The sequence below is a fragment of the Actinophytocola sp. genome, from assembly GCF_049647105.1.
Taxonomy (GTDB): domain Bacteria; phylum Actinomycetota; class Actinomycetes; order Mycobacteriales; family Pseudonocardiaceae; genus Actinophytocola.
On record NZ_JBARWZ010000038.1, the window covers coordinates 1 to 24,164 of the forward strand.

Here is a 24,164-nt window from a genome sequence, read left to right on the forward strand (position 1 = left end):
CCACGGCGTGGCTGGGCGGGGCGACGGGACGGCGCGCGTACTGGGTGTACTCGGCCGTTCCGGCAACCCGTCCAGGCGCGTCGTGGGCGGGTCGAGACATGGTGAACGTTCTGGGCCGGGCCACTAGCTAACGGAGTCCGCCCGAAGATCGCCGCTTTACCTCACGGCACAGCAGAATCGAGGGTGACGGTTCGGCGTGGAGCGTCGGCGACGAACGGCGGGACACTGAGGCCGTGCCTGGGGGAGGAGACGTAGCATGTCGACCACATGGGGTCCTGCCCCGTCCACCGGACTCGACGTCACCGCGTCGTCGGTCGTGGACGCACACTTCGCCGCGTGCCAGGGCGAGTACCTCGACCTGGTGCAGGCGGTCGGCATCCGGCCGGGCTGGCACGTGCTGGACGCCGGCTGTGGTGGCGGCGGTTTCCTGCCCGCGCTCACCGAACTGGTCGGCCCGCTGGGACAGGTGTCCTCGGTCGGCCTCGTCGCCGAGCACGTCCCGCCCTCGGTCCGGAACGCGGAGGCGGGGCATGCGGAGCGTCCGGTCGATGTCCGGCAGGGCAGCCCGCTGCGGCTGCCGTACGCGGACGGCACCTTCGACGCGGTGTGGTGTGCCGACACCCTGCAGTACCTCGACGACGACGAGCTGCGGCTGGCGCTGTCCGAGATGACCAGGGTGGTGCGGGACGGCGGCCTGGTCGCGATCAAGGACCTGGACGCGACCCTGATCACCACGCGACCCGGCGATCCGTTCCTGTTCACCGACTTCTTCCGGCTCGCCGCACCCGTGTCCGGGTACGCGAGGCAGCTGCTGCGGACCAGGGAGCTGTACCGGTGGCTCGAGGACGCTGGCCTCACCGCCCTGCGCCAGTGGACCGTCCTCATCGAACACCACGCGCCGTTCTCCCTTGCGGCGCAGCGGTTCTACCGGACGTCCTGCGCGCAGCTGGCCGACAGGGCCATCCGGCTCGGCGCGCCGGGCGACTGGCACGCCTTCCTCGACCCCGACCGGCCGGGCCACCCCTTCGACGACCCGAGGGCATACCTCAGCGAGGGCAACGTGCTCGCCGTCGGGGTCGTCGACCGCGGTGCCCGGTGAGCGGCGCCGCGAGCCGCCCTACTCGGTGTCCTGTGCCTCGATCAGGTCGAGGTCGCGGACGCAGAAGCGGTGGTGCTCGAAGGTCTCGTTGAGCACCGTGCGCAGGCACTGCCGCACCGAGCGGCCCCTGGCGTACGGCGGCCAGACATCGTCGTCGGGCACCGGCGCTCGCGCCGCGAGCCGGGCGGCGGTGACCTCGTCGAGCCAGGCCTCGAGCTCGGCGGCCTGTGCGGCACGCACGCTCACGATCTCGTCGAGGGGCGGGTCGAGTGAGAGGTCAAGCCCGTGCGCTTCCCGGTAGGGCTCGACGGTCGTCCCGATGCCCATCGGCGTGAACAGCTCCGTCGAGCCAAGACAGCAGCGGCGGAACCACGAGTCGTGGACGAAGACCAGGTGGCGCATCGTCTGCACCGCCGACCACTCGTCGTTCACGCCGCGGCGCTCGATGCCGGGCGTACGGCGGATCCGCTCGATCGTGGCGGCCCAGCCGGCATGGAGCCGACGCGCTGCCGCACGCAGCTCGGCGGGGTCCTCGGAGCGGATCAGCGCCCGCACCGGGTGACGCCGGTCGAGCTCCGCCTCGACGTACCCGGTGACCTCGACACCGTTCACCACGAGGTTGGTGACGAGCCCGTCGATCACGGCATCCTGCATGACGACGCCGATCAGCCGCGCCCCGGTCAGATCGCACTCGCGGAACTCCACACCGTGCAGATCCTCGTCCATGTACCGTGTCATGCTCCGTACCCTAGATCCGGGCACCGACAGTCGCCCTGTTACTCAGGCAGACGTCCGGCCGCGGGGGACCAGGCGGACGCGGATCGGCTTCTCCGGGCCCAGCGTCAGCAGCGGCCGGGGGTTGATCGGGTCCGGCGACTCCGGCTCGATGCGGTAGCGCTGCAAGGTGGCGGCGAGCACGAGCAGCATCTCGGTCATCGCGAACTGGTTGCCGATGCACAGGTGCGGACCGGAGCCGAACGGGATGTACGCGCTGCGGTCGCGTTTCGCGACCTCGTCGGCGGTGAACCGTTCCGGGCGGAACTCCTCGGCGTCGTCCCAGAACTCCGGGTGCCGGTGCGCGTGGTACGGGCTGAAGAAGATGTCCGTGCCAGCGGGGATCCGGAAGCCGCCGATCTCGTCCTCCTCGAGCGCCCGCCGCGACGCCAGCCACTGCTGCGGGTACATCCGCTGTACCTCGTCGAGCACGGAGCGGGTGTAGGTCAGCTTGCTGCAGTCGGCGAGGGTCGGCGGCCTGCCGTCCAGCTCGTCGTCGATCTCGCGCAGCACCCGCTGCTGGACCTCGGCATGCCTGCCGAGCCGGTACCACGCCCAGGTGAGCACGTTCGCGCCCGTCTCGTGGCCGGCCCACAGCATGATCATGACCTGGTCGCGCAGCTGCTCGTCGGTCAGGCGGGCGCCGGTCTCCTCGTCCTCCGACATGATCAGCATCGACAGGAGGTCACCCCGGTCGACCTGGTCGGTCATGTGCTGGGTGATCACGTAGTCGATGATCTCCTCGACGATCGTGCGGCTCGCCCAGTACCGCCGGTGGCCCGCCGTCGGCACGGACAGCGGCAGCAGCGGGAACTGCATCCACGCGCCCAGCTCGTGGTCGACGGTGTCGATGGCGGCGGCGAAGCGGTCGCAGACCTCGCCCTCCTCCAGCGCGAACAACGCCCGCGCGACGACCCGCAGCGTCAGGCTGCGCATCTCCGGTGCGGTGTCGATGACCTGGCCCGCGGCGGCCATCTCGTCCCAGCGGTCGAGGCGTGCCTGGATCACCGCCAGCATGTGCTCCGCCATCGTCGCGACGCGCTGGTAGTGGAACGACGGCTGCATCAGGCGCCGCATGGACCGCCATTCCTCGCCGCCCTCGACGGTGGCGAGACCACGCCCGAACAGGGTGCGGGACATCTTGTACGGCATGGAACTGCGGTCGTAGTTGCCGGACTTCTGCTGCAGCACCCGCCGGATGTGGTGCGGGTGGCGGAGCAGGATGACCTTGGAGGTGGCCAGGCGGAACGACGCGACGTCGCCGTGGGTGTCCAGCACGTTGGTGAGGAACGCCAGCGGCGCCTTCTGGTAGCTCAGCATCGTGCGGACAGGATTCGCCGGACCGGGCGGGGTGGGAAGCGGCACGACCAATGATCCTGCCAGAACAGAACTCGCCAGGATGGTCCGATTGGCGGAACAAGTCCCGGTATTTGCCCGGTCCAGTATCTTCCGTACTTGCGTTTCGGTGCGCCGCCCAGCGTGAGGACTGATATGCCAGCACGAGAGCCCGTCCCACATGAGCACCGGTCGATGACCGACGTCATGCTCACCCTTCTGCTCACCATGGCCGTCACGGCCGGGGTGACGCTGTGGGTGACGTTCCAGGTCCCGGCGGAGGACCGGATGGTCGTCGGGCTGTCCTCGGGCGCGCTGGCCCTGGGGTTGTGCATCGCGCTGACCTTCACCACCTACCGCGCGATCCGCGCAAGGCGGACGGCACGCAGGCTGCGGAATCTGGAGCGCGGGCTCGGGCGGCTGGTCGAGGAGGTCCTGCCGTGGGCGGCGGCCCGCGTTCGTGACGGTGCGTCCGCCGACACCGTCCTCGCCGAGCTGGGACAGAAGGGGGCAGACGTGCCGAAGCGCCTCCTCGGCGCGGTGGTGCGGGAGATCGGCGTGAGCGAGCGGCATCGGGCGGCCGCGATGGCCGCGTGCGCGAACGCCGCGGGCCGCGTGCAGGCCATGGCCACGAGCATGCTCGCGGACCTCCGCGAGATGGAGGGCAGGCACGCCGAGCACGTGCTCGGCGACCTGCTCAAGCTCGACCACGCCACCGCGCAGACCGGCCGCCTCGCCGACAGCATCGCCGTGCTGACCGGTGCGCGCTCCGGCCGCCGCTGGACCAGGCCGATCGTGATGGAGTCCATCCTGCGTGGTGCGATGGGCCGGATCCAGGCGTACCAACGGATCCAGGTCCACTCGAACAGCACCGCGGCGGTCGTCGGCCATGCGGCGGAGGACGTGATGCACACGCTCGCCGAGCTCATGGACAACGCGACCCGGTTCTCCGCGCCGTCGGAGGAGGTGCACGCCTACGTCGAGGAGCTGCACACCGGGGTCGTGGTCACCATCGAGGACGGCGGCCTCGGCATGAAACCGCAGGCACTCGCGCGGGCGGAGGCGGCCGTGTCGACGAACGAGCCGCTTGACCTCGCGAAGGTGCCCGGCACCCGGCTGGGGCTGGTGGTCGTGGGTTCGCTGGCGCGCAAGCACAAGCTGCAGGTGTACTTCCGGCCGTCGTCGCGCGGCGGCACCGGCGTGGTCGTGCGGATCCCGCAGCAGCTCGTGATCCACCCGCGCGATGGCGAGCCCGCCGCGGTCGCGCCGAAGGCCGCCGAGCCGGTCAAGGCGACCCGGGGGGAGGCCACCGCGGCGTCCGCCACGGCCACGGCGGTGCTGGACGCGCCACCGCCCTCGGCGGAGGACGCCACCGTCGAGGTTCCCGTGCTGCCCAAGCGGCCACGCGGGCAGACACTCGCCGCCGTCGTCCGCGCGACGGAGGCGAAGCGCACACCGGTGGAACGCACCGGGAAACGTACCGACATCGGCGCGCGCTTCAGCGCTTTCCAGCAGGGCCGCCGATCCACCACGCCCGAACAGACCGCTGGAGAGGAAGACCCGCGATGACCATGGCGACCGACGCCAACCTCACCTGGATGCTGGAGAGCCTGGTGGAGCAGACAGCGGGCGCCACGCATGCTCTGGTGCTGTCCAGAGATGGCCTCAAGCTCTGCCACACCTCCGGCCTGACGATCGACCAGGCCGACCAGCTGTCCGCGATCGCCGCGGGCGTGCAGGCGCTGTCACAGGGCGCCTCCGTCGAGTTCGGGGACGGCACCGGCGGGGTGCGGCACTCGATGACCGAGTTCCACGGCGGCATCCTGTTCATCGTCGAGGCAGGCGAGGGCGCGCACCTGGCCGTGCTCGCGAGCGAGGACGCCGACGTCGGGTTGATCGGCCACCGGATGAACGAGCTGGTCGAGCAGATCGGGGCGTTCCTGGTCGCGCCGCCGCGCCAGTCAGAGCCCACCCACCAAGCATGATCCGCCGCGAACTCGACAACGAGGAGCCGGACCGGCTCTACACCGTCACCGGTGGGCGCAGCCTCGCCGACGAGCCCGACCTCGACATCGTCACGCTGATCGTCGCCGCCGCCGAGCCCGCGCCCGGCATGCAGTCCGAGCATGCCAGGATCCTCCGCGCCAGCCGCACCCCCGTCGCCATCGTGGAGATCTCCGCCGACCTCGGACTGCCCGTCGGCGTGGTGAAGATCCTCCTGTCCGACCTGCTGCGCGACGGCAAGATCACCGCCCGCCACCCGTCGTCGTCGACGCGCGCAAGCACGCAGCTGCCCGACGCCGCCACGCTGAAGAAGGTGCTCGTTGGACTCCACAAGCTCTGAGAGCCGCACGCCGCTGGCCAGCACGGCGGCCGAGGGCCTGAAGATCGTGATCGTCGGTGGGTTCGGGGTCGGCAAGACCACCATGGTCCGTGCGGTGAGCGAGATCCGGCCGCTGTCCACCGAGGAGACGATGACCCAGGCGGGTCTGGGTGTCGACGACCCGAGCGCCGTCGACGGCAAGACCACCACGACCGTCGCGTTCGACTTCGGCCGCATCAGCCTGAACGAACAGATGGTGCTCTACCTGTTCGGCGCACCGGGCCAGGAGCGGTTCTGGTTCCTGTGGGACCGGCTGTTCTCCGGCACGCTCGGCGCGGTCGTCCTCGTGGACACCAGACGCCTGTCCGACTCCTGGTACGCCATCGACCGCCTCGAACACCACCAGACGCCGTTCATCGTGGCGCGCAACAACTTCCCTGGCACCGCGCACAGTCTCGACGACGTGCGCGAGGCGTTGTCGCTGCCCGCCGACGTGCCACTGATCGACTGCGACGCCCGCGACCGCGCCTCGGCCAAGAAGGTGCTGATCACCCTGGTGGACCACCTCTACGCCCTCAGCACCGCCAGAGAGGCCGTCTCATCATGACCGACATCGCGCGCCGCGCCGAAGCGGTTCCGCTGTACGGGGAGGACTACCGCACGGATCCGGCCGGGGCGTACGAGCAGATCCGCGAGAAGCACGGGCCGGTCGCGCCGGTGCTGCTGGAGGGCGACATCCCGGCGTGGTTCGTGTGCGGGTACCGGGAGCTGCACCAGGTCACCTCCGACGCCACGCTGTTCGCGCGGGACACGCGGCGGTGGAACGCGTGGGAGACCGTGCCGGACGACTGGTCGCTGCTGCCGCAGCTGGTGCACAACCCGTCGGTGATGTTCACCGAGGGCCCGGACCACCGCAGGCGTGCGGGCGCGCTCTCCGACGCGCTGGCGTCGGTGGACCAGTTCGAGCTGGCGAGCCTGTGCGAGCGGATCGCCGACCAGATGATCGACCGGTTCGCCGGTGCGGGCGAGGCCGAGCTGATGAGCCAGTACGCGTCGCGGATCCCGCTGCGTGCCGCCGCGATGATGTGCGGGGTGCCGGAGTCGGAGGCGCGGATGCTGGTCGACGACGTGATGGGCGCGCTGGACTCGTCGATGACGAACCAGATGGCCGTGTACGGGCGGCTGCAGGAGGAGATGCAGCGGCTCGTCGACCACAAGCGCGCGACGCCGGGCTCTGACGTGCCGTCGCACCTGCTGGCCAACCCCGCGAACCTCGGCGACGAGGAGATCCTTTCCGACCTGCTCGTCGTGCTCGTGCAGGCGCACCAGCAGACGACGAACTGGATCGGCAACACGATCGGCCTGATGCTCACCGACACGCGGTTCGCGATCACGCTGTCCGGCGGCCGGGCCAGCGTCGGCGACGCGCTCAACGAGGTGCTGTGGCACGACACACCGACACAGAACTATCTCGGCCGCGTCGCCACCCGCGACACCCGGCTCGGCGGGCAGCGAATCCGCACCGGCGACCTTCTGGTGCTCGGTCTGGCCGCCGCCAACGCGGATCCGCAGGTCAGGCCCGCGGAGGGCGCCGTGGGCAACCGGGCGATGATGTCGTTCGGCCACGGCGAACACGGCTGCCCCTACCCGGCACCGGAGCTCGCCGAGATCATCGCGAAGTCGAGCGTCGAGGTGCTGATCGACCGGTTGCCGGACCTGGTGCTGTCCGACGCCCTCGAATGGCGGCCGTCGGTGTGGACCCGAGGCCTGCGCAGGCTCCCGGTGACCTTCACCCCGACCTACGTGCCCTGAGGCGGCTACGATCAACTCCGGGGGAGTACCGTTCCCCCTAATAGTCGTGGCCGGAAGCTGGCCGCACGAACCGGACGGAGCACACGATGTCCAAGCGCACCAGCAAAAGGGCCACCCGCCGCAAGAAGGGCGCGAACCACGGCAAGCGCCCGAACGGCAACTGAGAGCCCGCCGGCACGGTTGCGCACGGGCCAGGCAGCGTGCTCCTGGCCCGAGGCGCTCGTGGCGAAGCGATGACGGCGGCGCATGGCGCTGTCGACTACGACGCCGAGCTCCGGCTCTACAACGAGGTCCTGCGCCCGGCCTGTGACGTCCGCCCCGGCGACCACGTTCTCGACATCGGTTGCGGGACCGGCCAGACGACTCGCCAGGCCGCCGACCTGGCCGTGACCGGCAGCACGCTCGGGGTCGATCTGTCCCCGCCCGCCATCGCGGCGGCCAGAAGACTGGCCGGCGAAGACGGACCGCGCAACATCGTCTTCGAGTGCACCGACGCTCAGGTGCACCCCTTTCCCGACCATGGTTTCGACCTCGCCATCAGCAGGTTCGGCACCATGTTCTTCGGCGATCCCGTCGCCGCGTTCACCAACATCGGCCGGGCGCTGCGCCCCGCCGGGCGGCTGGTGATGATGGTCTGGCAGGCCAGAGCGCACAACGAATGGGTGGTCGCCATCGACCAGGCCCTTGGCGCGCACGACGGGACGGCGACCGGGGGCCCCGACCCGTTCTCCCTGGCCGATCCGACGTCCGTGACCGCGCTGCTGCACGCGGCGGGGTTCACCGACGTGACCTTCGCCGAGGTCCGGCAACCCGTCTACTACGGCCCCGACACGGAGACCGCCCTCGCCTGGGTGTGCGGCTTCACCAGCACGAAGCAGGCATTGGCGCGACTGGCTCCACCCTCGGCCGACCAGGCACTCGGCAGGCTGCGCGAGACACTGGCGGACCACCTGCGTACCGACGGCGTCTGGTTCGAGTCCAGCGCCTGGCTCGTCACCGCCCACCGCCCCCATGGCTCAGGCAAAGTCGTTTCCGCTGGTCAGCTGGGCGATTCAATGCCCTGAAACGCAGTGATGATGATGTGTGTGGACGGAGGCTGTGGAGGGCCTGACTCGGAAAGATGCGGTGCTGATTGTTGTCCGGCCTCGATTTTGTAATGGAGGTGCGGTCATGGACACACTCTCTGCGAGTTCCTTCTGGCTCAGCATATGTAGGTGTCGCAGTCTGGCGGCTTGAAGCGTCGCTGACGGTGTTGGTCAGAAGCGCAGTTCCCGAATAGTGTTGAGGTCGATGCCGTATCGGGCGTAGATCTTGATGGTGTTTTCGCCGGTCAGGTCGTTCTCGGTGTAGCCAAGCAGGGCTGCGATGCGCACTACTTCGTCCTTGGATCCGGCTTCGATCTCCAGGTAGGGCGGGATCTGGGGCCAGGTGTCGATCTCGACCTGTGCGCCGTCGAGGATGAAGCTGGTGCGTTTGGTCTCCTGGTAGGACTTCGCGGTAAAGCCGAGTGCACCGAGCAGTGCATTGGTGGCCGCGAAGTCGTCGACGCCGACTTCGATCTCGTGGGTGCCGTCGATGGCGTCGCTGGTGATCTGCTTGACGGTCAGCGTGGTCTCGTCGCCGGTGTCGCGGAGCCTGATCCACTTGGACTCGTCGCCGAGGGTGATGTCGTAGACGTAGCGGCGCATGAACCGTTCGCCGAGTTTCTGGCCGCCCTTGTCCATGATCAGGCGTTCCATGGTGGCGGGGTCGATGTCGAGGATCTTGGCTTCGTGCTCGATGGGCACTGCGAGGCTCCTTCCGAAGGTGATTGGTGTTGACGTTATCCGGCTTGGCGTTCGGTGAGCTGGCGGTACTCGGTCTCTCGTAGTTCGCGGATCTCGGCGCACAGTCGGCTGGTGAGGAACTCGTCGAGTGGTAGGCACAGATCCATGCGCTGGATGCAGACGCCGACCTGGTAGCGGCCGGTTCGGTCGTGGTAGAGCCGGACGCCGTAGAAGCCTTCCTGGCAGTCGGTGCCGTTGTTGAAGCGGCATCCGGCGCATGTTTGGGGGAGTCGCACGGGCCGGATCTGCTTGAAGAACACCCGTCGCCCGTCAGGGAGTCGGTAGGCCGTGCGGGCGCCGGAGACGCCTGCGGTGAGGTAGTGGGCCTCGGGCACCGCGCCGCGTTCGGCCAGGATGCGTTCGATGGCGTCGATGGACGCCGCGCCGTGGTCGAGGGAGTTGAGCAGGCGCACGGTCAGGTGCGGCGAGTACTCGTCCAGCAACCGGTGCACCCGCGCCGCGTGGCTGTGGTCGAGTACGACGATGTTGGCGCTGGCCTTCACCCCGTGCGCTTCGCACACGGCGATTGAGCGTTTCAGCGCGTCGATCTTGCGTTGGGCTCGCGCGGCGGCGCGGTAGCGGGCATGTTGGACCTCAGCGAGTTCCTTGGCTGTGGTGCCGAAGACCGAGAAGTTCACCCGATCGAGGCCCGCCGCTGCGCAGGCGGGGAGGGTCCGACCGCCACGCTCGCCGTTGGATGTCATCCCGACCGTGAACCCGGCGTCGGTGGCGATCTTCGTCAGCTCCGCCACGTGGGGATGCAGGGTCGGTTCGCCGCCGGTCAGGTGCAGTTCGGTGAGGCCCAACGTGTGTCGTAACGCGGTCAGCGCCGCGGCGAACTCCTCGTCGGCGGGGATCGCGGCTGGCAGGAAGGCCGCTCCGTTGGTCGCGGCGTAGATCGATACGCGGCCGCTGCGGCCGGTCGGCGTGTAGTCGTCGAGCGTCCTGCGAACGTTGTCCGCGACGACTGGTGTGCCTTCGTTATGACAGAAAGTGCAGGTCAGGCCGCACGGGTCATGGATCTTCACTCGCAGCGTGACGTCCATCTCGACATGGACCGGGATGCCGATTATGTGCATTTGCAACTGACCCTCTATTGGTCGATGGGGAGCGAGCCGTGAGAGCTCTGGTCGTGTCAGTGATCTCGCCGGAGTGGGAGCGGAACGGCTCGGTGCTGGCCTCGTCGGATGGGCCGGTGCCCGCCGCGCGGTTCGCCGGTGGGCAGTGCGCTGCTGGATGGCGCTGCGTGGTGAGTTGATTCGCGCGGCTGCGTCGACGGCTCTCGATCTCGCCGTAACCGATGATCATGAGTGTGAGCACGACGGTTACCGCGAGGAGTTGCCAGTCACAGATGCACATCGCGTGCGTGCCCGTCTCCTCGCGCAGGGCGCGTCATCGCAGGCCCGCCGTCTCGGTCGTGGTCCGAATGGCCGCGACGACGGCGGAGAAGGGCGGCAATGACGGTCCGTCCATCGCCGGTGGGACCTGCCAGCTCGCGACACCGGTCTCCAGACGACTGGGTGGCAGGGGGACCAGCGTGCCACCGCTGTGCGTCACTGCGCCGCAGTCATGCAGTTGGGCGAGGCCGACCGGTGTGGCCGCTTGGGCGGACTGTGTCAACAGCAGCCAACGACTGGGCTTGCCGGGAAGGCGGACCGCCGGTCCCGCCAGCATTCGTATGCGGAGGAAGTGCTGGACGACGCTGCCCAGCGCGGACGGCAGTTCCACGGCGCTGATGCGATCGTCGGTGGTCAGCAGCAATCGGTCCCCGGCCAGGCGGGTCAGCCATCCCCACTGGGCGTAGCGCAGGGCCATCACCGCCAGGATGCAAGTCGGCGACAGCGGCTCCGGTTGATCCTCGTTGTCGACACGGCCGATCGTCGATGCGCTCATGGTCTGCCTCCCTGGCAACGGTGGGTTAGCGATCCGTCACCACAAGACAAACGCCCAGCTCATCCCTGCGGCAGTCTTGGGCGCGTAGCACTGCCACCGCTTGCGAGCCGGGGGTCCCACTTGGGTCCCACTTCGTCGTGGAGGCTTCACAGACACTGACCGTTACGCCACGATCGGCTACAGCCAGCTAAAGAGCGAACACGCAGGATGTGACCGGGGATGGGCCGCGACGGCCAGCAAGGCGACAGCAACGTGGCGCTGCGCGCGTTGCTGGACGAAGCGGACATGAGCAACGCCGCCCTGGCGCGTGCCGTGGTCACGGCGGGCGCGGAGGAAGGCGTCCACGTCGGTACGAACACGACCTCGGTCAAGCGGATGCTCGATGGGGCCCAGCCGCGTTGGCCGTTGCCCCGGTTGGTCGCCAAGGTGCTCTCCCGGCAGCTCCGCCGTGAGATCAGTGTCACCGAGTGCGGGTTTGCCGACCGGACTCCGGCAGCCGATGATCGTTACGACGGCCTCCAGTGTTCAGGCACACTGGCTGGCACGGTACGTACGGTTGTTGAGTTGTCGGGACGGGACATGGAGCGGCGCAAGTTCCTGCTGGGATCTGCCTTCACGGCAGCCGCCTTCTCCGAACCCGCCCTCTTCGCCCTCACAGTGCCGCCGGCCGACAGCACCGCACGGGTCGCGGGGCAGCGCATCGGGATGCCTGATGTCGAAATCATCACCGAGAACATCGCCCATCTCCGCCGCCTCGATCACCGGTACGGATCAGGTCGCGTCCGCGAGCAAGTCGTGCAGCTGCTGCACCGCGAGGCCAGCACCGTCATGCACGGCACCTACTCGGAGAAAACCGGGAAGGCACTGCTCGGTGCGGTAGCTCAAGCCTCCTGGCTCGCCGGTTCGATGGCCGCCGACATCGGCCGCCATTCCCTCGCCCAGCGCTACTACATCCAAACCCTCAACATGGCCATGAGCGCTGGAGACCGGCTCTATGCCGCCAACGTGCTCTCCCACATGAGCCGTCTCACCGTGCAGATCGGCCACGGCGCCATCACCGAGCACGACCGCTTGCGTCATGCTCGCCAAGCCATCGCGCTGGCCCGCGCTGGTCACGGCGTCGCCAACGGCAAGGCCACCCCGGTCCTGTCGACGCTCCTGCATGCGGTCGAGGCACGCGGGCATGCGCTGCTCGGGGACGCCAACGAGACCCGCGCCGCGGTGCGAGAAGCCGAGCAGCACTACGAACGTGCCCAGCCCGCTGACGAACCCGGCTGGCTGGGTTTCTATACCGAGGCCGAGCTGGCCGCCGATCTTGGCCGCTGCCTGCGCGACGTTGGCGAACCAGAGCGCGCGACCCAGCTGATCTCCCATGCGATGGACGCTTACGAACCATGGCGGGTCCGTAGCCGCTGCTTTGTCCAGACCGACCTCGCCATTGCCCACCTCGTCGGGCAGGACTACGAACACGCCGCTGCGCTTGGACGTGATGCGGTGCGCACGGCCGCCGAGGTCAGTTCCACCCGCACGCTTGACCGGCTGCGTACGTTGCAGCGCCGGGTCCGCCCCCTGCGTGACAGCTCGCTGTGCCTCGGCGAGTTGGACGAACGGATCACCAACGTGCTCAGCCGCAACCGCGCTCGCCGAGACGAGGACCTGACCGCCGAATGACCAGCGATATCAACTTCGATGCCGCTCGCATCTACGCCATTCCCATGCCTGCCCGGTTCCGCGGTATCACGGTCCGCGAGGGGATGCTGATCGAAGGCCCTGCCGGGTGGGGCGAATTCTGCCCGTTCGCCGACTACGACGACCACGTTTCGGCATCCTGGCTGGCCACCGCCGTAGAACAGTGCACCGTGGGCTGGCCTGAGCCGGTGCGCGACCGGATCCCGATCAACTGCACGGTTCCGGCGGTCGGTCCCGAGCAAGCGCACGACATCGTTGGACGTTCTGGTTGCCGCACGGCCAAGGTGAAGGTCGCCGATCATCCCGAGTCGCTGAGCGAAGACCTGGCCAGAGTGGAAGCTGTTCGGGATGCACTGGGCCCTGACGGCGCGGTCCGCGTCGACGCCAATGGTGTGTGGGACGTCGACACCGCTGTGTCCCACATCCGACAACTCGACAAGGCCGCCGGTGGTCTGGAATACGTCGAGCAACCCTGCCGCACCATCGAGGAACTGGCCGCCGTCCGCCGCCAAGTGGATGTGCGCATCGCCGCGGACGAGTCCATCCGGCGTGCCGAGGACCCGTTGCGCGTCGCGGTGGCTGGGGCAGCCGACATCGCGGTCATCAAATGCACGCCGCTCGGCGGAGTGCGCCGCTCGCTCGAGGTCGCGGAAGCGGCAGGCCTGCCGTGTGTTGTGTCCTCCGCGCTGGAAACCAGCGTCGGACTCGCAGCACAACTCGCGCTCGCCGGGGCACTGCCCGAACTCGACTTTGCCTGCGGACTCGGCACGCTGTCCCTGCTGGACGGCGATGTCGTCGCCGATGCCGAGTCCCTGCGCCCGGTCGACGGTTACCTCCCGGTCCTGCGCACTCCACCAACGCCAGATCTGGCTCGGCTCGACACCTACGAGCTGACCGACGCCCGGCAAGCGGCGTGGTGGCGTGACCGGCTGACGCGCGTCCACGCTGTATTCACGTCCAGCTGAGTCGTAGCCTTTCCCGCTGCCGGGTGCCGGTATGGCCTTCGGGTTGGGGGGAGGAGACTTCGCCCCGGTGACTACCGGACGAGCTGATCGAGTGGACTAAACACGAGACATGATCCCGTGAAGGTCTTGACATTGACGTGCCACCGTCATTTTTCTTGAATCAGGACGAATCCTGGGCAACTCGACGGCGAGGAGATCAGGCATGCGGTGGACTCTCCGGCGGCTGGGTACCGCCGCGCTCACACTGGTTCTCGGCCTCGGCCTTGGGGTTACCTCGGCCGCGCCCGTGGCGGCCGAGTCGAACGGCGGTGTGCGCGTCATGCCGCTCGGCGACTCCATCACCGACGGCTTCAACGTGCCCGGCGGCTACCGGATCAACCTGTGGCAGCGCATGGCGGGTGGCGGGTACACGGTCGACTTCGTCGGGTCGGGGTTCAACGGGCCGGGCACGCTCGGCGACCACGACCACGAGGGCCACTCGGGGTGGCGGATCGACCAGCTCGACGCGAACATCGTCGCCTGGTTGCAGGCCTACACGCCACGCACGATCCTGCTGCACATCGGCACCAACGACATGAACCAGAACTACGACGTCGCTGGTGCGCCCGCCCGGCTGTCCGCGCTCATCGACAAGATCCGCGCGAACGCACCCGTCGTCGAGTTGTTCGTCGCCCAGATCACGCCGGAGAGCGATCCAACGCTCGCGGCGCGGGTGAACGCCTTCAACGCCACGATTCCCGGCATCGTCGCCCAGAAGGGCCCGATGACCCACCTGGTCGACATGCACTCGGCGATCACCACCGCCGACCTCGCGGACGGCGTGCACCCCAACGCCACCGGCTACGACAAGATGGGTGCCCGCTGGTACTCGGCCCTGCAGTCGGTGCCCGGCAGCCTCACGCCCGCCCTGCCGCCGGTCGGCGTGGCCGCGTCGTTGGTCAACCCACAGTCGAACCGCTGCCTGGACGTCTCGGGGGTCAGCACCACCCCGGGCGCGCAGGTGCACATCTGGGACTGCCACGCGGGCACGAACCAGCGCTGGAGCCGCACCGCCGCAGGCGAACTACGCGTGTACGGGGACCGCTGTCTCGATGTCAACGGCAACGGCACCGCCAACGGCACCAAGATCCAGATCTGGACCTGCAACGGCTCCGCCGCCCAGCGGTTCACGTTCAACGCCAACGGTTCGATCGCCGGGGCAGGCTCCGGCAAGTGCCTTGACGTGGCGTCGAGCGGCACGGCGAACGGGACGCTGGTGCAGCTGTACCAGTGCAATGGCTCCGGCGCGCAGCGCTGGGCCGGGCGGTAACGCGGATCGGGACCGGTGACGGTCAGCGCGGTAGGCGCAGTCCCGCGATGAGGAGGCCGACCAGCGGGGGATCGGGACGACTCCCCGCTGACCGTCCGGGGACCGGACTGGATGGCCGACCCGTACTTCCTCAGCCCTGGCGGCAAGAGCCTGCTGACGCTGTTCGGGGCCGAACACTCGCTCGGCGGCATCCCCGGCTACGAGGCCAGGGAGACAACGGACGAGAACCCGGCACGAGTCGCCCTGATCCAGCGGATCACCGTGGCCTACCTTCGCCATGCGCTCGACATCGAGGACGCCTGCTGGTTGGCGGCACACAAGTCCCTGTCGGAGAGCGCCGACCCACTGGGACGCCTCGAATCCAGCTGAGGCAGGCAGGAACCTCAGTGCAGCACCAGAAGGTCGAGCCAGTTGGTTCTGGGTTCCTGGCCGTGTGTCCGTACGGCGCGGCGGAGCCGTTCCTTGCCGAGCGCGAACTCCTCCTCGGCGTGCACGGCAAGCGCACCGACGGCGACGGGGGGCGTGATCGGCCGGGCGCACGGAAATCCCCGCTCCGCCAACCGTGCCTGCGCGGCGACACACGACTCGGCGCGGCCGTCGTCCTCCCGCGCCTTCACCACGACGTCGTGCCCACTGGCGAGCCGCAGCCCGAACACCGCCGATATCGACCGCCGCTCGAACAGCACGCCGACCGGCTCGCTTCCCAGCTGGTCCGCACACCAGCCAGGCAGCCAGTCCGGCACGTCATCCACTGACACACCAAGGACTGTGCCATGCACACCGAACACAGCGGAAGCGAAGCAATCCGAACGGGTCGCACCGCTCATTCGAGGTTGCGTAGCAGGGTTTGATAGGTCAGCTCCACGTCGCCATCTTCGACATGGACGATCCGCGCGCCGGGCCGAACGGAGAGCACCGAAAGCAACCGGTCGTACATCACCGAAAGGTCCTCGAACCCGCCGCCGCTCTCCACCATTTCCTTGGCCTCGACATGCAGCGGGTCGGCGGCCGCACGGCCGCGCTCGGCGAAGCGCCGCAGGATGTTCTCCAAGCTGTCGAACAGCACGATCTCGTGGAAGCCCGCACCCACCTCGCCCGCGAGACCTTCGAGCTGTTCGATGAACGTCACCCTGCCGAGGAACTGCGGGACCACCACATCGTGGCCGGACACCAGATGGGCACGCGCGCCCGCGAGTGCGATCCGGCGAGCGAGCAGGCCTGCGGCGGGCGGATCGGCGCGCCACCGCCCGATCAGGCTCCGGACCCGATCGACATCCAGGTTCAGTGCCAGCGGGTGCTCGTCGACATACCGCTGGGCCAGCGTCGACTTGCCGCAGGCGGGCGGCCCGTTGAGCAAGATCAACCTCGGCACCTCACGACACTAGTGCCCAACCCGGCGCAGCCGGGTCAGAACCGGCGGCGGCCGTTCACCGTGTAGTTGGGCAGAGGTGATGGGAGGGAGGTGGGTCGTGACGGTTCGGCCGCGGCTCGAGGTGCTCGACGGACTGAGGTTCGTCGCCGCGCTGGCGGTCGTCGCCTACCATTTCACCGCCATGGACCGGGTCTGGGGCCGCCCGGCCGACGCGGTCTTCCCGGCCCAGCCCGCCGCCTACGGCTGGCTCGGCGTCCACCTCTTCTTCCTGATCAGCGGCTTCGTCATCTGCATGAGCAGCTGGGGACGCCGTGTCGGCGCCTTCCTGCTGTCCAGGGCGGTCCGCCTGTATCCGGCCTACTGGTTCTCCGTCGTCGCCATCGTCGTCGTGCTGACGGTCTGGCCGAACGTCCACCACCCCGTCGACGGGAGTGGCGCGCTGGTCAACCTCACCATGTTCCACGAGCCGCTCGGGGTGCGACCGGTCGCCGAGGTGTACTGGACCCTGTGGGCGGAGCTGCGGTTCTACCTGCTGTTCGCACTGGTCGTGTGGCGGGGTTTGACGTACCGGCGCGTGGTCACCTTCTGCGTGGTGTGGCTCGGGGCGGTGACGGCGGCCAAGGTGGTGGCGGCGGACGGCAGCCTGGTCCACCAGGTGCTGATGACCGACTACGCGCCACTGTTCACCGGGGGCATCGGGTGCTACCTCCTCCACCGGTTCGGGCCGACGCTCGTGTCGTGGGGGATCGTCGTCGCGTCCTTCGTGTTGTCCGTGCCCGCGGTGATGTACCGCGCGGGCCTCGAGTCCGACCCCGGCGAGGTCGTGCCGAGATGGCCCGCGGTCGCGCTGCTGGCGGTGTGCTTTCTGCTGATCGCGGCCGTCGCGCTCGGCGGGCTGAGCCGGCTGCGGGGCCGCTGGCTGGTCGTCGTCGGTGCCACGACGTACCCGCTCTACCTGCTGCACCTGGATCTCGGCGGCACCATGCTCCGCCTGTTGCGGGAGCACCTCCCGGCCCCGTTGCTGGTGGTCATGGTCACCGGCGTGATGGTTCTCCTCGCGTGGTTGGTGCACCGGTACGTGGAACGGCCGGTCGCGCGAGCGTTGCGGCGGGCGGGCACCCGGTCGCCACATGACACGGATGCCCGCGTGCCCGTCGGTTGAACTCCCCGCAAACAGTTCGTCACGCACTGTTGACGTATCCGGCTTATGCGGGAATTGTTCATATATCGCCCGGGGTCGTGGTGGAGGGAAGCAAGATGCGCGTACGAAGGTCGCTCGTGGTGGTCGCGGCAGCGGTCGCGGTGACAAGCGGTGTGGGTGCTCCCGCATGGGCGGGTACCCCGGTCCAGGCAGGCAGCGCCGTTGTCAACGCCGTCGAACTGGTCGGCGCCAAGAACTTCCGCGACGTCGGCGGCTACGCCACCGCCGACGGGCACACGGTGCGCACCGGTGTGGTCTACCGGTCCAACAAGCTCTCCGAGCTCACCGACGCCGATCTCCAACGTCTCAGCGAGTTGAACGTGACCCTGGACGTCGACCTGCGCAACGTCGTCGAGCGCTACGAGGAGCCGGACCGGGTGCCAGCCGGGGCCCGGTACCAGGTGGCCGACGTGGTGTCTCTCGACCACGGCCTGCGCTTCCACGGCAACGCCACGGTCACGCTGCTGAAGGCGCTGGCGGCGGGACTGTTCAACGGGTCGGACAACCTGGGGCAGTCGATCGCCTACCCGTTCATGGTCGACTTCGTCGGTGCCGACCACGCCTTCGGCGACCTGCTGCGGGCGATCGCGGGCAACGGTTCCGGCGCCATGGTGTTCCACTGCACCGCGGGCAAGGACCGCACCGGCTGGGGCACCGCCGTTCTCCTGAGTCTTCTCGGTGTGCCGAGGACGACCGTGGAGGCCGACTTCATGCTCAGCAACGACAAGCTGGGCAACCCGAAGGCGGTGGAGCTCAGCTGGCTGCGTGCGGCGTTCGCTGAGGTCGACCACCTCTACGGCTCGGTGGAGGCATACGCGCGCCAGGGTCTTGGCCTCGACGACGCCACCATCGCCGCTCTGCGAACCCGTCTGCTGGTATGACTTCGCCGATCCGCACTGTCCACTGTGGAGCGTGCGGTCGACCCTGAGTGCCACTCGGGGACAACCCTGATATTTGCCCGGTATGCGTTCTGGCGGGCCTGATCGTGGGCTGGTTCGGGATACGTTGGCGTCAACCGCAAGGAGGGGTTGACAACCGTGACCGAATCCACCGAATCCGATGTCCGGCAGGCTTCACCGCGTGTCCAGTTCCCGGGGATCAGTCCGCGCGCCTATGAGCATCCGGCCGACAAGGGTGCGATGGCGACGTTGCGCACCGTGCCGGGCGTCGGCGATGTGCTGAAGACGTTGAACTCGTTGTTCAACGAACGGGCCGAGCGTCTGATGGCGGTGGCGTCCCACGTGCGGGTCGGCCCGTCGCAGTACCCGGTGCTGGAGCGGCTGCGCACCGAGTCCGCCGGGATTCTGGACCTGCCGCGCGTGCCGAAGCTCTACGTGGCCCGCGACCCGAGGGCGGTCGCGCAGACCAGGGGGATCGACGAGCCGTTCATCGTGCTGTCCACCGGTCTGGTCGAGGCGCTGGACACCGAGGCGCTGCGTTTCGTCATCGGCCACGAGATGGGCCACGTGCTGTCCGGGCACGCCGTGTTGCTGACGCTGCTCGACCGGCTGCTTCGGTTGCAGCGTTCGATCGCGTGGGTGCCGCTGGGGGTGATCGGTCTGCGGGCCGTCATCGCGGCGCTGCACGAGTGGCAGCGCAAGTCGGAACTGAGCTGCGACCGGGCCGGTCTGCTCGCCGGCCAGGATCCGAGGGCGGCGTTGCGCGCGCACCTGTACCTCGCAGGGGCTACTGACGCGACACAGATCGACATCCCGTCGTTCCTCGAGCAGGCGAAGGAGTACGAGGAGGTCGAGGACATCCGGGACAGCGTCATCAAGCTGCTCGCGGTCGAGTCCCAGCCGCATCCGTTCGCGGTCGTCCGCGCGGCACAGCTACAGCGCTGGGCCGCGTCCGGGGAGTACCGGGCCATCCTGTCCGGCGACTACCAGCGCCGTGACGGGCAGGGCGAGAGCAGTCCGCTGAACGAGGACTTCCAGGGCGCCGCGAAGTCATACAAGGACGCGTGGAACAACTCGACCGACCCGCTCGTCAAGGTTTTCAGTGACGTGGGCGGTGCGCTGTCGGGTGTGGCCGACAAGGTGTTCAGCGGGTTCCGCCGCTCGGGGCAGCAGGACGCCAACGGCGGAAACGGGTCCTGACCGAACCACCCGGCGGCGTATCGCCGGTGCTGGTGTCGGCACCGCACCGGCGATCGTGCCCGCGGCACGGGCTCAGTCGTGGAGCAACCGCGTGATCTCCGTGGTGGTCAGTCGGTGCGGGCTGATGTAGTACAGCACCGCACCGGGTGGCAGTTTCGTCTGCCAGTCCGGGTTCACGATGAGCCGCCCGTCCGCGCGGGCGGCGAGCAGGGTCGCGCCGTGCCTGCGGCCGAGCGCGGTCTGGCAGTGTTCGACGAGCACCGGGTCAGCCGACTCCGGAAGGGTGATGGTGTACGTGCTGGCGCCGCCGTGGGTCATCAGTTCGGAGTAGACCTCGGCGATCCCCGGCGAGGTGAGCTCCTCGATGAGCATCCGAGGGGTGTGCCACTGCACGCAGTGAACGCGACTGCTGACATAGTGCAACAACGACGTCCGTGCCATGTCCCGCAAGGCGACCACCACGTGCGTCTCCGGGTTGACGTGGTCGACGGTCACGGCGATCGCCAGCGCCTCGTTGTCGTCGCGGGCGTCGATGAGCACGGCGTGCGCGCGCTCCACCCCCGCCCGCCGCAACACGTCCTCCTCTGTCAGGTCGCCCCGGACGAAGTCGACGAGCTGCTCCGGCATGGGATGTGTGCTCACGTCGTCCCAGGCGCAGAGCACCAGCTTGCCGCAGTCCTCGGCGAGCAGCTGGCCGATGATGCGGTCCGTGCGGCCCGGGGTGTAGCCCAGCACGACGACGTGATCGGACGCGGTCACGGTGATACCTCCCTGTATGCGCCGTCCCTTCGCTTTCTCGAGCACCGAGGCCAGCTTGGTGAACACCGTCGTGAGCGTCGCGATGCCGCCCACGATGATGTAGGTGCCGACCACGTGCCCCAGGGCCGTCGTCGGGTAGTGGTCGCCGTAGCCGACGGTGGACGCGGTGACCACGAAGTACCACCAGTAGTTGCCCGCCTCGACGATGGCGTTCTCGGCGGGCTCGGCGAGCGTCATCAACGGCCAGCTCGTGGCGAACACGACCACGACCACGATGACCGGCGTCGCCCAGCTGCTCAGCAGCGTGAACCGGGCGAGCAACCGTGCCAGTAAGTACGGCATCGTCCTCCTCCCGACCTGGATGGCAGGATGCTACGGCCGCCGGGCCGTCGCGGAGTGCGGGTTGGCAACTTTGTGATCGGCAACTGTCCTGCCGGGACGGGACCGGCCGGCGGGATCAGCTCCCGCCGGCCGGTTCTTCTTCAGGCAGAGATCAGCTGCCGAGCGCGGTCTTCGCCTCGGCGGCCGGGTCGAACGGGCGCACGTCCGGGTAGCAGACGGAGCCAGGGCCGGGGACGGCAAGGTCGACCAGGTAGTCGGCGGCGATCTTGTCGACGCAGGCGCTGTCGCCCAGGATGCAGTGGCCGAACGAGTCGACGCTGACCAGCCGGGCGTTGCCAAGCTGCTTGGACATCCGCTTGGCGAACTCGTACTGCGTGGCCGGGTCGTAGTAGTTGCCGACCACCAGCACCGGGTTCGGGGTGCGGGTGTTCCACGGGCCGCGGAACGCGTCCGGGTTCTTCACCGGCCAGGTCGGGCACAGTGCCGGGTCGCCCCAGGCGAGGTAGCGGCCGAAGGAGCGCATCTGCCGCTCCCAGCGGTCGGCGATCCCGGGCATGTCCTGCTGGGTGTTGTTGAACGGCTTGTCCGAGCAGTTCACCGCGGCGTAGGAGTCGTCGGAGGTGTACGGCGCGTCCGGCGGTGCGTCCCGGGTGGCCCGGCCCGCGCCGGCGATCAGCTGCTTCGCCGCCGCGAGGTCGGCCTTGGCCGACCCGCGCTGCGCGGAGGGGTGACTCGCGTCCCACACGGCCTGCATCAGCTCGGCCAGTGCCGGGAACGAGCCCGGGTCGTAGAGCGCGCTGGCGGTGGTGCCGACCAGCAGGGCCTCATCGACCTCGGTGCCGTCGGGCAGCGTGACCGTGCCGGTGTCGCGCAGGTAGTCCAGCGTCCGGTCCCACTTGGTCCTGGCGTCACCGGAGTACGCGCACGCCGCACCGACGTTGTCGCACTCGGTGAGGAACGCGTCCAGCGAGATCTCGAAACCGTTGGTGCGCTGGCGGTCGTAGTCGACGCCGTCGAGCAGCCGCAGCGTCGGGTCGACGTTGCCGTCCAGGATGATCGCCCGCGACTTCTTCGGGAACATGTTCACGTAGGTCGCGCCGAGCAGGGTGCCGTAGGAGAAGCCGATGTAGTTCAGCTTGTCCTCGCCCGCGGCCGCACGCAGCACGTCGAGGTCCTGTGCGACGTCCTCAGTGGACATGTGGTTGATCAGCGGTCCCGCGAACCGCTTGCAGAACTTGCCGTAGTCCTTGTTGGCCTTCAGCGTCGCGGTTTCCTCCGCCGAGGTGACCGGCAGCGGATGCATCCGGCCGAACACCGCGTCGGCGTCCTCATCGGTCGCGAAGCAGCGCAGTGGCGTGCTCCGCCCGACCCCGCGCGGGTCGAAACCGATCAGGTCGAACCGGTCCTGGATCGGCCCGTCGAGACGGCTGGTGGTCGGCCACAGGTAGCCGCTGCCACCCGGGCCGCCCGGGTTGAGGAAGACCGCCCCGACCCGGTTCGCCTCGTCGTTGGCGGCGCGCTTCATCAGCGCGATGTTGATCGTGCCCTGCCCTGGCCGCTCGTGGTTCAGCGGCACCGCGTAGTTGCCACAGCTGAACTTGGCGCGCTCCTCCGGTGGGACGTTGGCCAGATCCGCCGCCGCGCACTCGCCCCACTCGATGGGCGCGACCTGTGCCTGTGCCGATGGGGCCGCGGCGGCCGAGCCCGCCGAGGGCGCCACGAGTCCCAGTACACCTGTCACAAGTGCCATGCCCAGCACGGCACCGCGTTTCGTCGATCGCATGGATCTCACGTCGAGACCGCTCCTCTGCTCCCGTAAGGAGTGGCGATGAGCCACCCACCGGGCGACACTCACACAATCGGCCGCCAACCGGTATCGGCGAATTGGGCGTTTTCATTGCAACATTCGGCCGCCGACCTTCGTCGGGTCGGGGAAAGAGCCGTCACCGAAAAGGATCCGGGACGCCGCGGCACGGCCGGGTCCCGTGCGCAGCAGGGCGAACGCGATCTCGGCCGCGGCAGGCCTTCGCACCCGCGCGAACGCGTCACGCAGCATGAGCCTGCCGCGGAAGTGCGCGCGCATCGCCGCGCCATCGTAGTGCCGCAACGTCGAGGTGTCACCGGTGCGCAGGTAGTCACCGGCGACGGCCGCGGCGAGCCGCGACATGCGCAGGCACGGGTCGAGGCCGCCCGCGGTCAGCGGCGACACCGCGCCCGCGGCGTCGCCGACGAGTAGCCCCTCCGCACAGGCGATCCGGCGCAGGACCCCGCCGACCGGTATCGGTCCGCCGCGGCGGCGTACCGGTCCGGTGGGTGCCGGCACGTCCGGGAACCCGGCGCGGAAGGACCGCAGCAGTCGCGGGAGCGGCGCGGCGAGCCTGCCGGACTGTCCCGCGAGGCCGACGTGCGCGTGCTGCCCGTCGTCGACGACCCAGGCGAGGTAGCCGGGCGCGAGCCGAGGGTCGACCACGCAGTGGAACGTCGGCACCGCCCCGGTGCCGACGGAGAACACCTCCTCGACGCCGACGAGCAGCCGCCGGTTGACGTCGAGCCCGAGCCGCCGCGCGACCGTCGACCGGGCACCGTCGGCGCCGATGGTGAAGCGCGCGCTGATTTCCCTTGCCGGGTACGGGACGCCGAGGAGTACCCGCGCGCCCGCCAGTTCGGCCTGGGTGCGGGCGTGCGCGTAGATGCCCGCCATGTCGGCGACGCGGAACTCGTCCCGTGAGCTGACCAGTTCGACCGGGGTGCGCAGGGACGGTGGGTAGAGCACGACGCGGCGTATCGCGGGTCCGAGGCAGTGGCCGGGCAACGCGAAGTCCTCGAGCGTGCGCCGCACGAAGATGCCGGTGGTCCGGATGCCGACGTCGAGGCTCGTGCTGCGCTCGCACACGAGGACGTCGAAGCCCTGCAATGCGAGCAGGCGTGCCGTCCGCAGCCCGGCGAGCCCCGCACCGACCACGAGCACATCCACGGTGAACGTCATGCATCGAGTCTCGCTCGAAACCTATCGAATTTCAATAGCTTCATCGCGATGGCCAAGTATTGGGCATGGCGGGTGTTCGCGCCGTCGATCACCGCAAGCTGACAGGGCCACGGGGTGGCTCGGCCTGTCTCTACCGCCTTCCTCCGCAGCGAGCATCGAGAACTGCGGCAAGGACGACCGGGACAGGCACGGCACGCACGGCATGCCCACCGCCTCGGGCAGAACCTCGCCCTGCCCCGGTCCGATACGCAGTCCGCAACACGCAACCAGGAATTCCGGCATGGTCGTCGACTCGGGCACCGGCACCAGATGACACGTTCGCCGGGACTCGCCGATCACCGATCCGTCCGGCTGCCGGGAACGTAGCCGCACCAGCGCAA

General features: G+C 69.0%; 26 protein-coding genes. 16 read left to right on the top strand and 10 right to left on the bottom strand.

The features are described from left to right. Positions 1-256: 256 nt before the first annotated feature. Complete coding sequence (locus tag WBA97_RS05535; protein WP_424229595.1) at positions 257-1,099, top strand: class I SAM-dependent methyltransferase; 843 nt, start codon at positions 257-259, stop codon at positions 1,097-1,099. 18 nt (positions 1,100-1,117) lie between these two features. Here WBA97_RS05535 and WBA97_RS05540 read toward each other — a convergent pair whose 3' ends face one another. Both WBA97_RS05540 and WBA97_RS05545 read right to left on the bottom strand, forming a co-directional pair. Further along, positions 1,118-1,837 (bottom strand): DinB family protein, encoded by a 720-nt coding sequence (locus WBA97_RS05540; RefSeq protein WP_424229596.1) that lies wholly within the window; start codon positions 1,835-1,837, stop codon positions 1,118-1,120. 42 nt (positions 1,838-1,879) lie between these two features. Further along, a complete protein-coding gene (locus WBA97_RS05545; RefSeq protein WP_424229597.1) occupies positions 1,880-3,238 on the bottom strand; it encodes a cytochrome P450 in 1,359 nt (452 codons plus the stop codon). A 165-nt stretch (positions 3,239-3,403) separates the two neighbouring features. Between WBA97_RS05545 and WBA97_RS05550 the strand changes: the two genes are divergently transcribed. The 7 genes from WBA97_RS05550 (at position 3,404) to WBA97_RS05580 (ending at position 8,407) form a co-directional block, all read left to right on the top strand. Continuing rightward, complete coding sequence (locus WBA97_RS05550; RefSeq protein ID WP_424229598.1) at positions 3,404-4,777, top strand: sensor histidine kinase; 1,374 nt, start codon at positions 3,404-3,406, stop codon at positions 4,775-4,777. A gap of 2 nt (positions 4,778-4,779) precedes the next feature. Beyond that, positions 4,780-5,193 (top strand): roadblock/LC7 domain-containing protein, encoded by a 414-nt coding sequence (locus tag WBA97_RS05555; protein WP_424229619.1) that lies wholly within the window; start codon positions 4,780-4,782, stop codon positions 5,191-5,193. Next, positions 5,190-5,552, top strand: a complete 363-nt coding sequence (locus WBA97_RS05560; protein ID WP_424229599.1) for a DUF742 domain-containing protein — start codon at positions 5,190-5,192, stop codon at positions 5,550-5,552. Before WBA97_RS05555 ends, WBA97_RS05560 begins: the two co-directional genes overlap by 4 nt. Continuing rightward, positions 5,533-6,138 (top strand): GTP-binding protein, encoded by a 606-nt coding sequence (locus WBA97_RS05565; protein WP_424229600.1) that lies wholly within the window; start codon positions 5,533-5,535, stop codon positions 6,136-6,138. Before WBA97_RS05560 ends, WBA97_RS05565 begins: the two co-directional genes overlap by 20 nt. Continuing rightward, complete coding sequence (locus tag WBA97_RS05570; protein WP_424229601.1) at positions 6,135-7,343, top strand: cytochrome P450; 1,209 nt, start codon at positions 6,135-6,137, stop codon at positions 7,341-7,343. Before WBA97_RS05565 ends, WBA97_RS05570 begins: the two co-directional genes overlap by 4 nt. A gap of 86 nt (positions 7,344-7,429) precedes the next feature. Continuing rightward, on the top strand, positions 7,430-7,507 hold the full coding sequence (locus WBA97_RS05575) for a 50S ribosomal protein bL37 (protein WP_424229620.1): 78 nt from the start codon (positions 7,430-7,432) through the stop codon (positions 7,505-7,507). Between the two features lie 69 nt (positions 7,508-7,576). Beyond that, entirely contained in the window at positions 7,577-8,407 is an 831-nt protein-coding gene (locus WBA97_RS05580) for a class I SAM-dependent methyltransferase (RefSeq protein WP_424229602.1), read from the top strand. Positions 8,408-8,599: 192 nt separating this feature from the next. On the opposite strand, the gene WBA97_RS05585 is transcribed toward WBA97_RS05580, so the two are convergent. Both WBA97_RS05585 and WBA97_RS05590 read right to left on the bottom strand, forming a co-directional pair. Then, positions 8,600-9,130: a class IV adenylate cyclase gene (locus WBA97_RS05585; protein WP_424229603.1), complete on the bottom strand. Its 531-nt coding sequence runs from the start codon at positions 9,128-9,130 to the stop codon at positions 8,600-8,602. A 35-nt stretch (positions 9,131-9,165) separates the two neighbouring features. Beyond that, entirely contained in the window at positions 9,166-10,248 is a 1,083-nt protein-coding gene (locus WBA97_RS05590) for a radical SAM protein (RefSeq protein ID WP_424229604.1), read from the bottom strand. Positions 10,249-10,286: 38 nt separating this feature from the next. Here WBA97_RS05590 and WBA97_RS05595 point away from each other — a divergent pair, with 38 nt between their 5' ends. Then, positions 10,287-10,427, top strand: a complete 141-nt coding sequence (locus tag WBA97_RS05595; RefSeq protein WP_424229605.1) for a hypothetical protein — start codon at positions 10,287-10,289, stop codon at positions 10,425-10,427. A 134-nt stretch (positions 10,428-10,561) separates the two neighbouring features. Here the strand turns inward: WBA97_RS05595 and WBA97_RS05600 are convergent, their stop codons facing one another. Continuing rightward, the gene (locus WBA97_RS05600; protein WP_424229606.1) at positions 10,562-11,062 is read right to left on the bottom strand and encodes a hypothetical protein; all 501 of its coding nucleotides are present in this window, start codon (positions 11,060-11,062) and stop codon (positions 10,562-10,564) included. Positions 11,063-11,281: 219 nt separating this feature from the next. Here WBA97_RS05600 and WBA97_RS05605 point away from each other — a divergent pair, with 219 nt between their 5' ends. The 4 genes from WBA97_RS05605 (at position 11,282) to WBA97_RS05620 (ending at position 15,394) form a co-directional block, all read left to right on the top strand. Next, entirely contained in the window at positions 11,282-12,733 is a 1,452-nt protein-coding gene (locus WBA97_RS05605; RefSeq protein ID WP_424229607.1) for a hypothetical protein, read from the top strand. Beyond that, positions 12,730-13,716, top strand: a complete 987-nt coding sequence (locus WBA97_RS05610; RefSeq protein ID WP_424229608.1) for an o-succinylbenzoate synthase — start codon at positions 12,730-12,732, stop codon at positions 13,714-13,716. Before WBA97_RS05605 ends, WBA97_RS05610 begins: the two co-directional genes overlap by 4 nt. 202 nt (positions 13,717-13,918) lie before the next feature. Further along, positions 13,919-15,025, top strand: a complete 1,107-nt coding sequence (locus WBA97_RS05615) for an RICIN domain-containing protein (protein ID WP_424229609.1) — start codon at positions 13,919-13,921, stop codon at positions 15,023-15,025. A gap of 111 nt (positions 15,026-15,136) precedes the next feature. Continuing rightward, complete coding sequence (locus WBA97_RS05620) at positions 15,137-15,394, top strand: hypothetical protein (RefSeq protein WP_424229610.1); 258 nt, start codon at positions 15,137-15,139, stop codon at positions 15,392-15,394. Positions 15,395-15,408: 14 nt separating this feature from the next. Here WBA97_RS05620 and WBA97_RS05625 read toward each other — a convergent pair whose 3' ends face one another. Together WBA97_RS05625 and WBA97_RS05630 are read right to left on the bottom strand one after the other, a co-directional pair. Further along, a complete protein-coding gene (locus WBA97_RS05625; protein WP_424229611.1) occupies positions 15,409-15,783 on the bottom strand; it encodes a hypothetical protein in 375 nt (124 codons plus the stop codon). A 65-nt stretch (positions 15,784-15,848) separates the two neighbouring features. After that, positions 15,849-16,397 (bottom strand): AAA family ATPase, encoded by a 549-nt coding sequence (locus WBA97_RS05630; protein ID WP_424229612.1) that lies wholly within the window; start codon positions 16,395-16,397, stop codon positions 15,849-15,851. 97 nt (positions 16,398-16,494) lie between these two features. On the opposite strand from WBA97_RS05630, the gene WBA97_RS05635 reads away from it, so the two are divergent. From WBA97_RS05635 to WBA97_RS05645, 3 genes are all read left to right on the top strand, one after another. Next, a complete protein-coding gene (locus WBA97_RS05635) occupies positions 16,495-17,559 on the top strand; it encodes an acyltransferase family protein (protein ID WP_424229613.1) in 1,065 nt (354 codons plus the stop codon). Positions 17,560-17,654: 95 nt separating this feature from the next. Further along, on the top strand, positions 17,655-18,479 hold the full coding sequence (locus WBA97_RS05640; RefSeq protein ID WP_424229614.1) for a tyrosine-protein phosphatase: 825 nt from the start codon (positions 17,655-17,657) through the stop codon (positions 18,477-18,479). Positions 18,480-18,635: 156 nt separating this feature from the next. Continuing rightward, positions 18,636-19,697 (top strand): M48 family metallopeptidase, encoded by a 1,062-nt coding sequence (locus WBA97_RS05645; RefSeq protein ID WP_424229615.1) that lies wholly within the window; start codon positions 18,636-18,638, stop codon positions 19,695-19,697. Positions 19,698-19,769: 72 nt separating this feature from the next. On the opposite strand, the gene WBA97_RS05650 is transcribed toward WBA97_RS05645, so the two are convergent. The 3 genes from WBA97_RS05650 to WBA97_RS05660 form a co-directional block, all read right to left on the bottom strand. Next, the gene (locus WBA97_RS05650; protein WP_424229616.1) at positions 19,770-20,798 is read right to left on the bottom strand and encodes an ion channel; all 1,029 of its coding nucleotides are present in this window, start codon (positions 20,796-20,798) and stop codon (positions 19,770-19,772) included. A gap of 151 nt (positions 20,799-20,949) precedes the next feature. Next, entirely contained in the window at positions 20,950-22,548 is a 1,599-nt protein-coding gene (locus tag WBA97_RS05655) for an alpha/beta hydrolase (RefSeq protein WP_424229617.1), read from the bottom strand. Between the two features lie 144 nt (positions 22,549-22,692). Further along, positions 22,693-23,784, bottom strand: a complete 1,092-nt coding sequence (locus WBA97_RS05660; RefSeq protein ID WP_424229618.1) for an FAD-dependent monooxygenase — start codon at positions 23,782-23,784, stop codon at positions 22,693-22,695. Between the last annotated feature and the right edge of the window lie 380 nt (positions 23,785-24,164).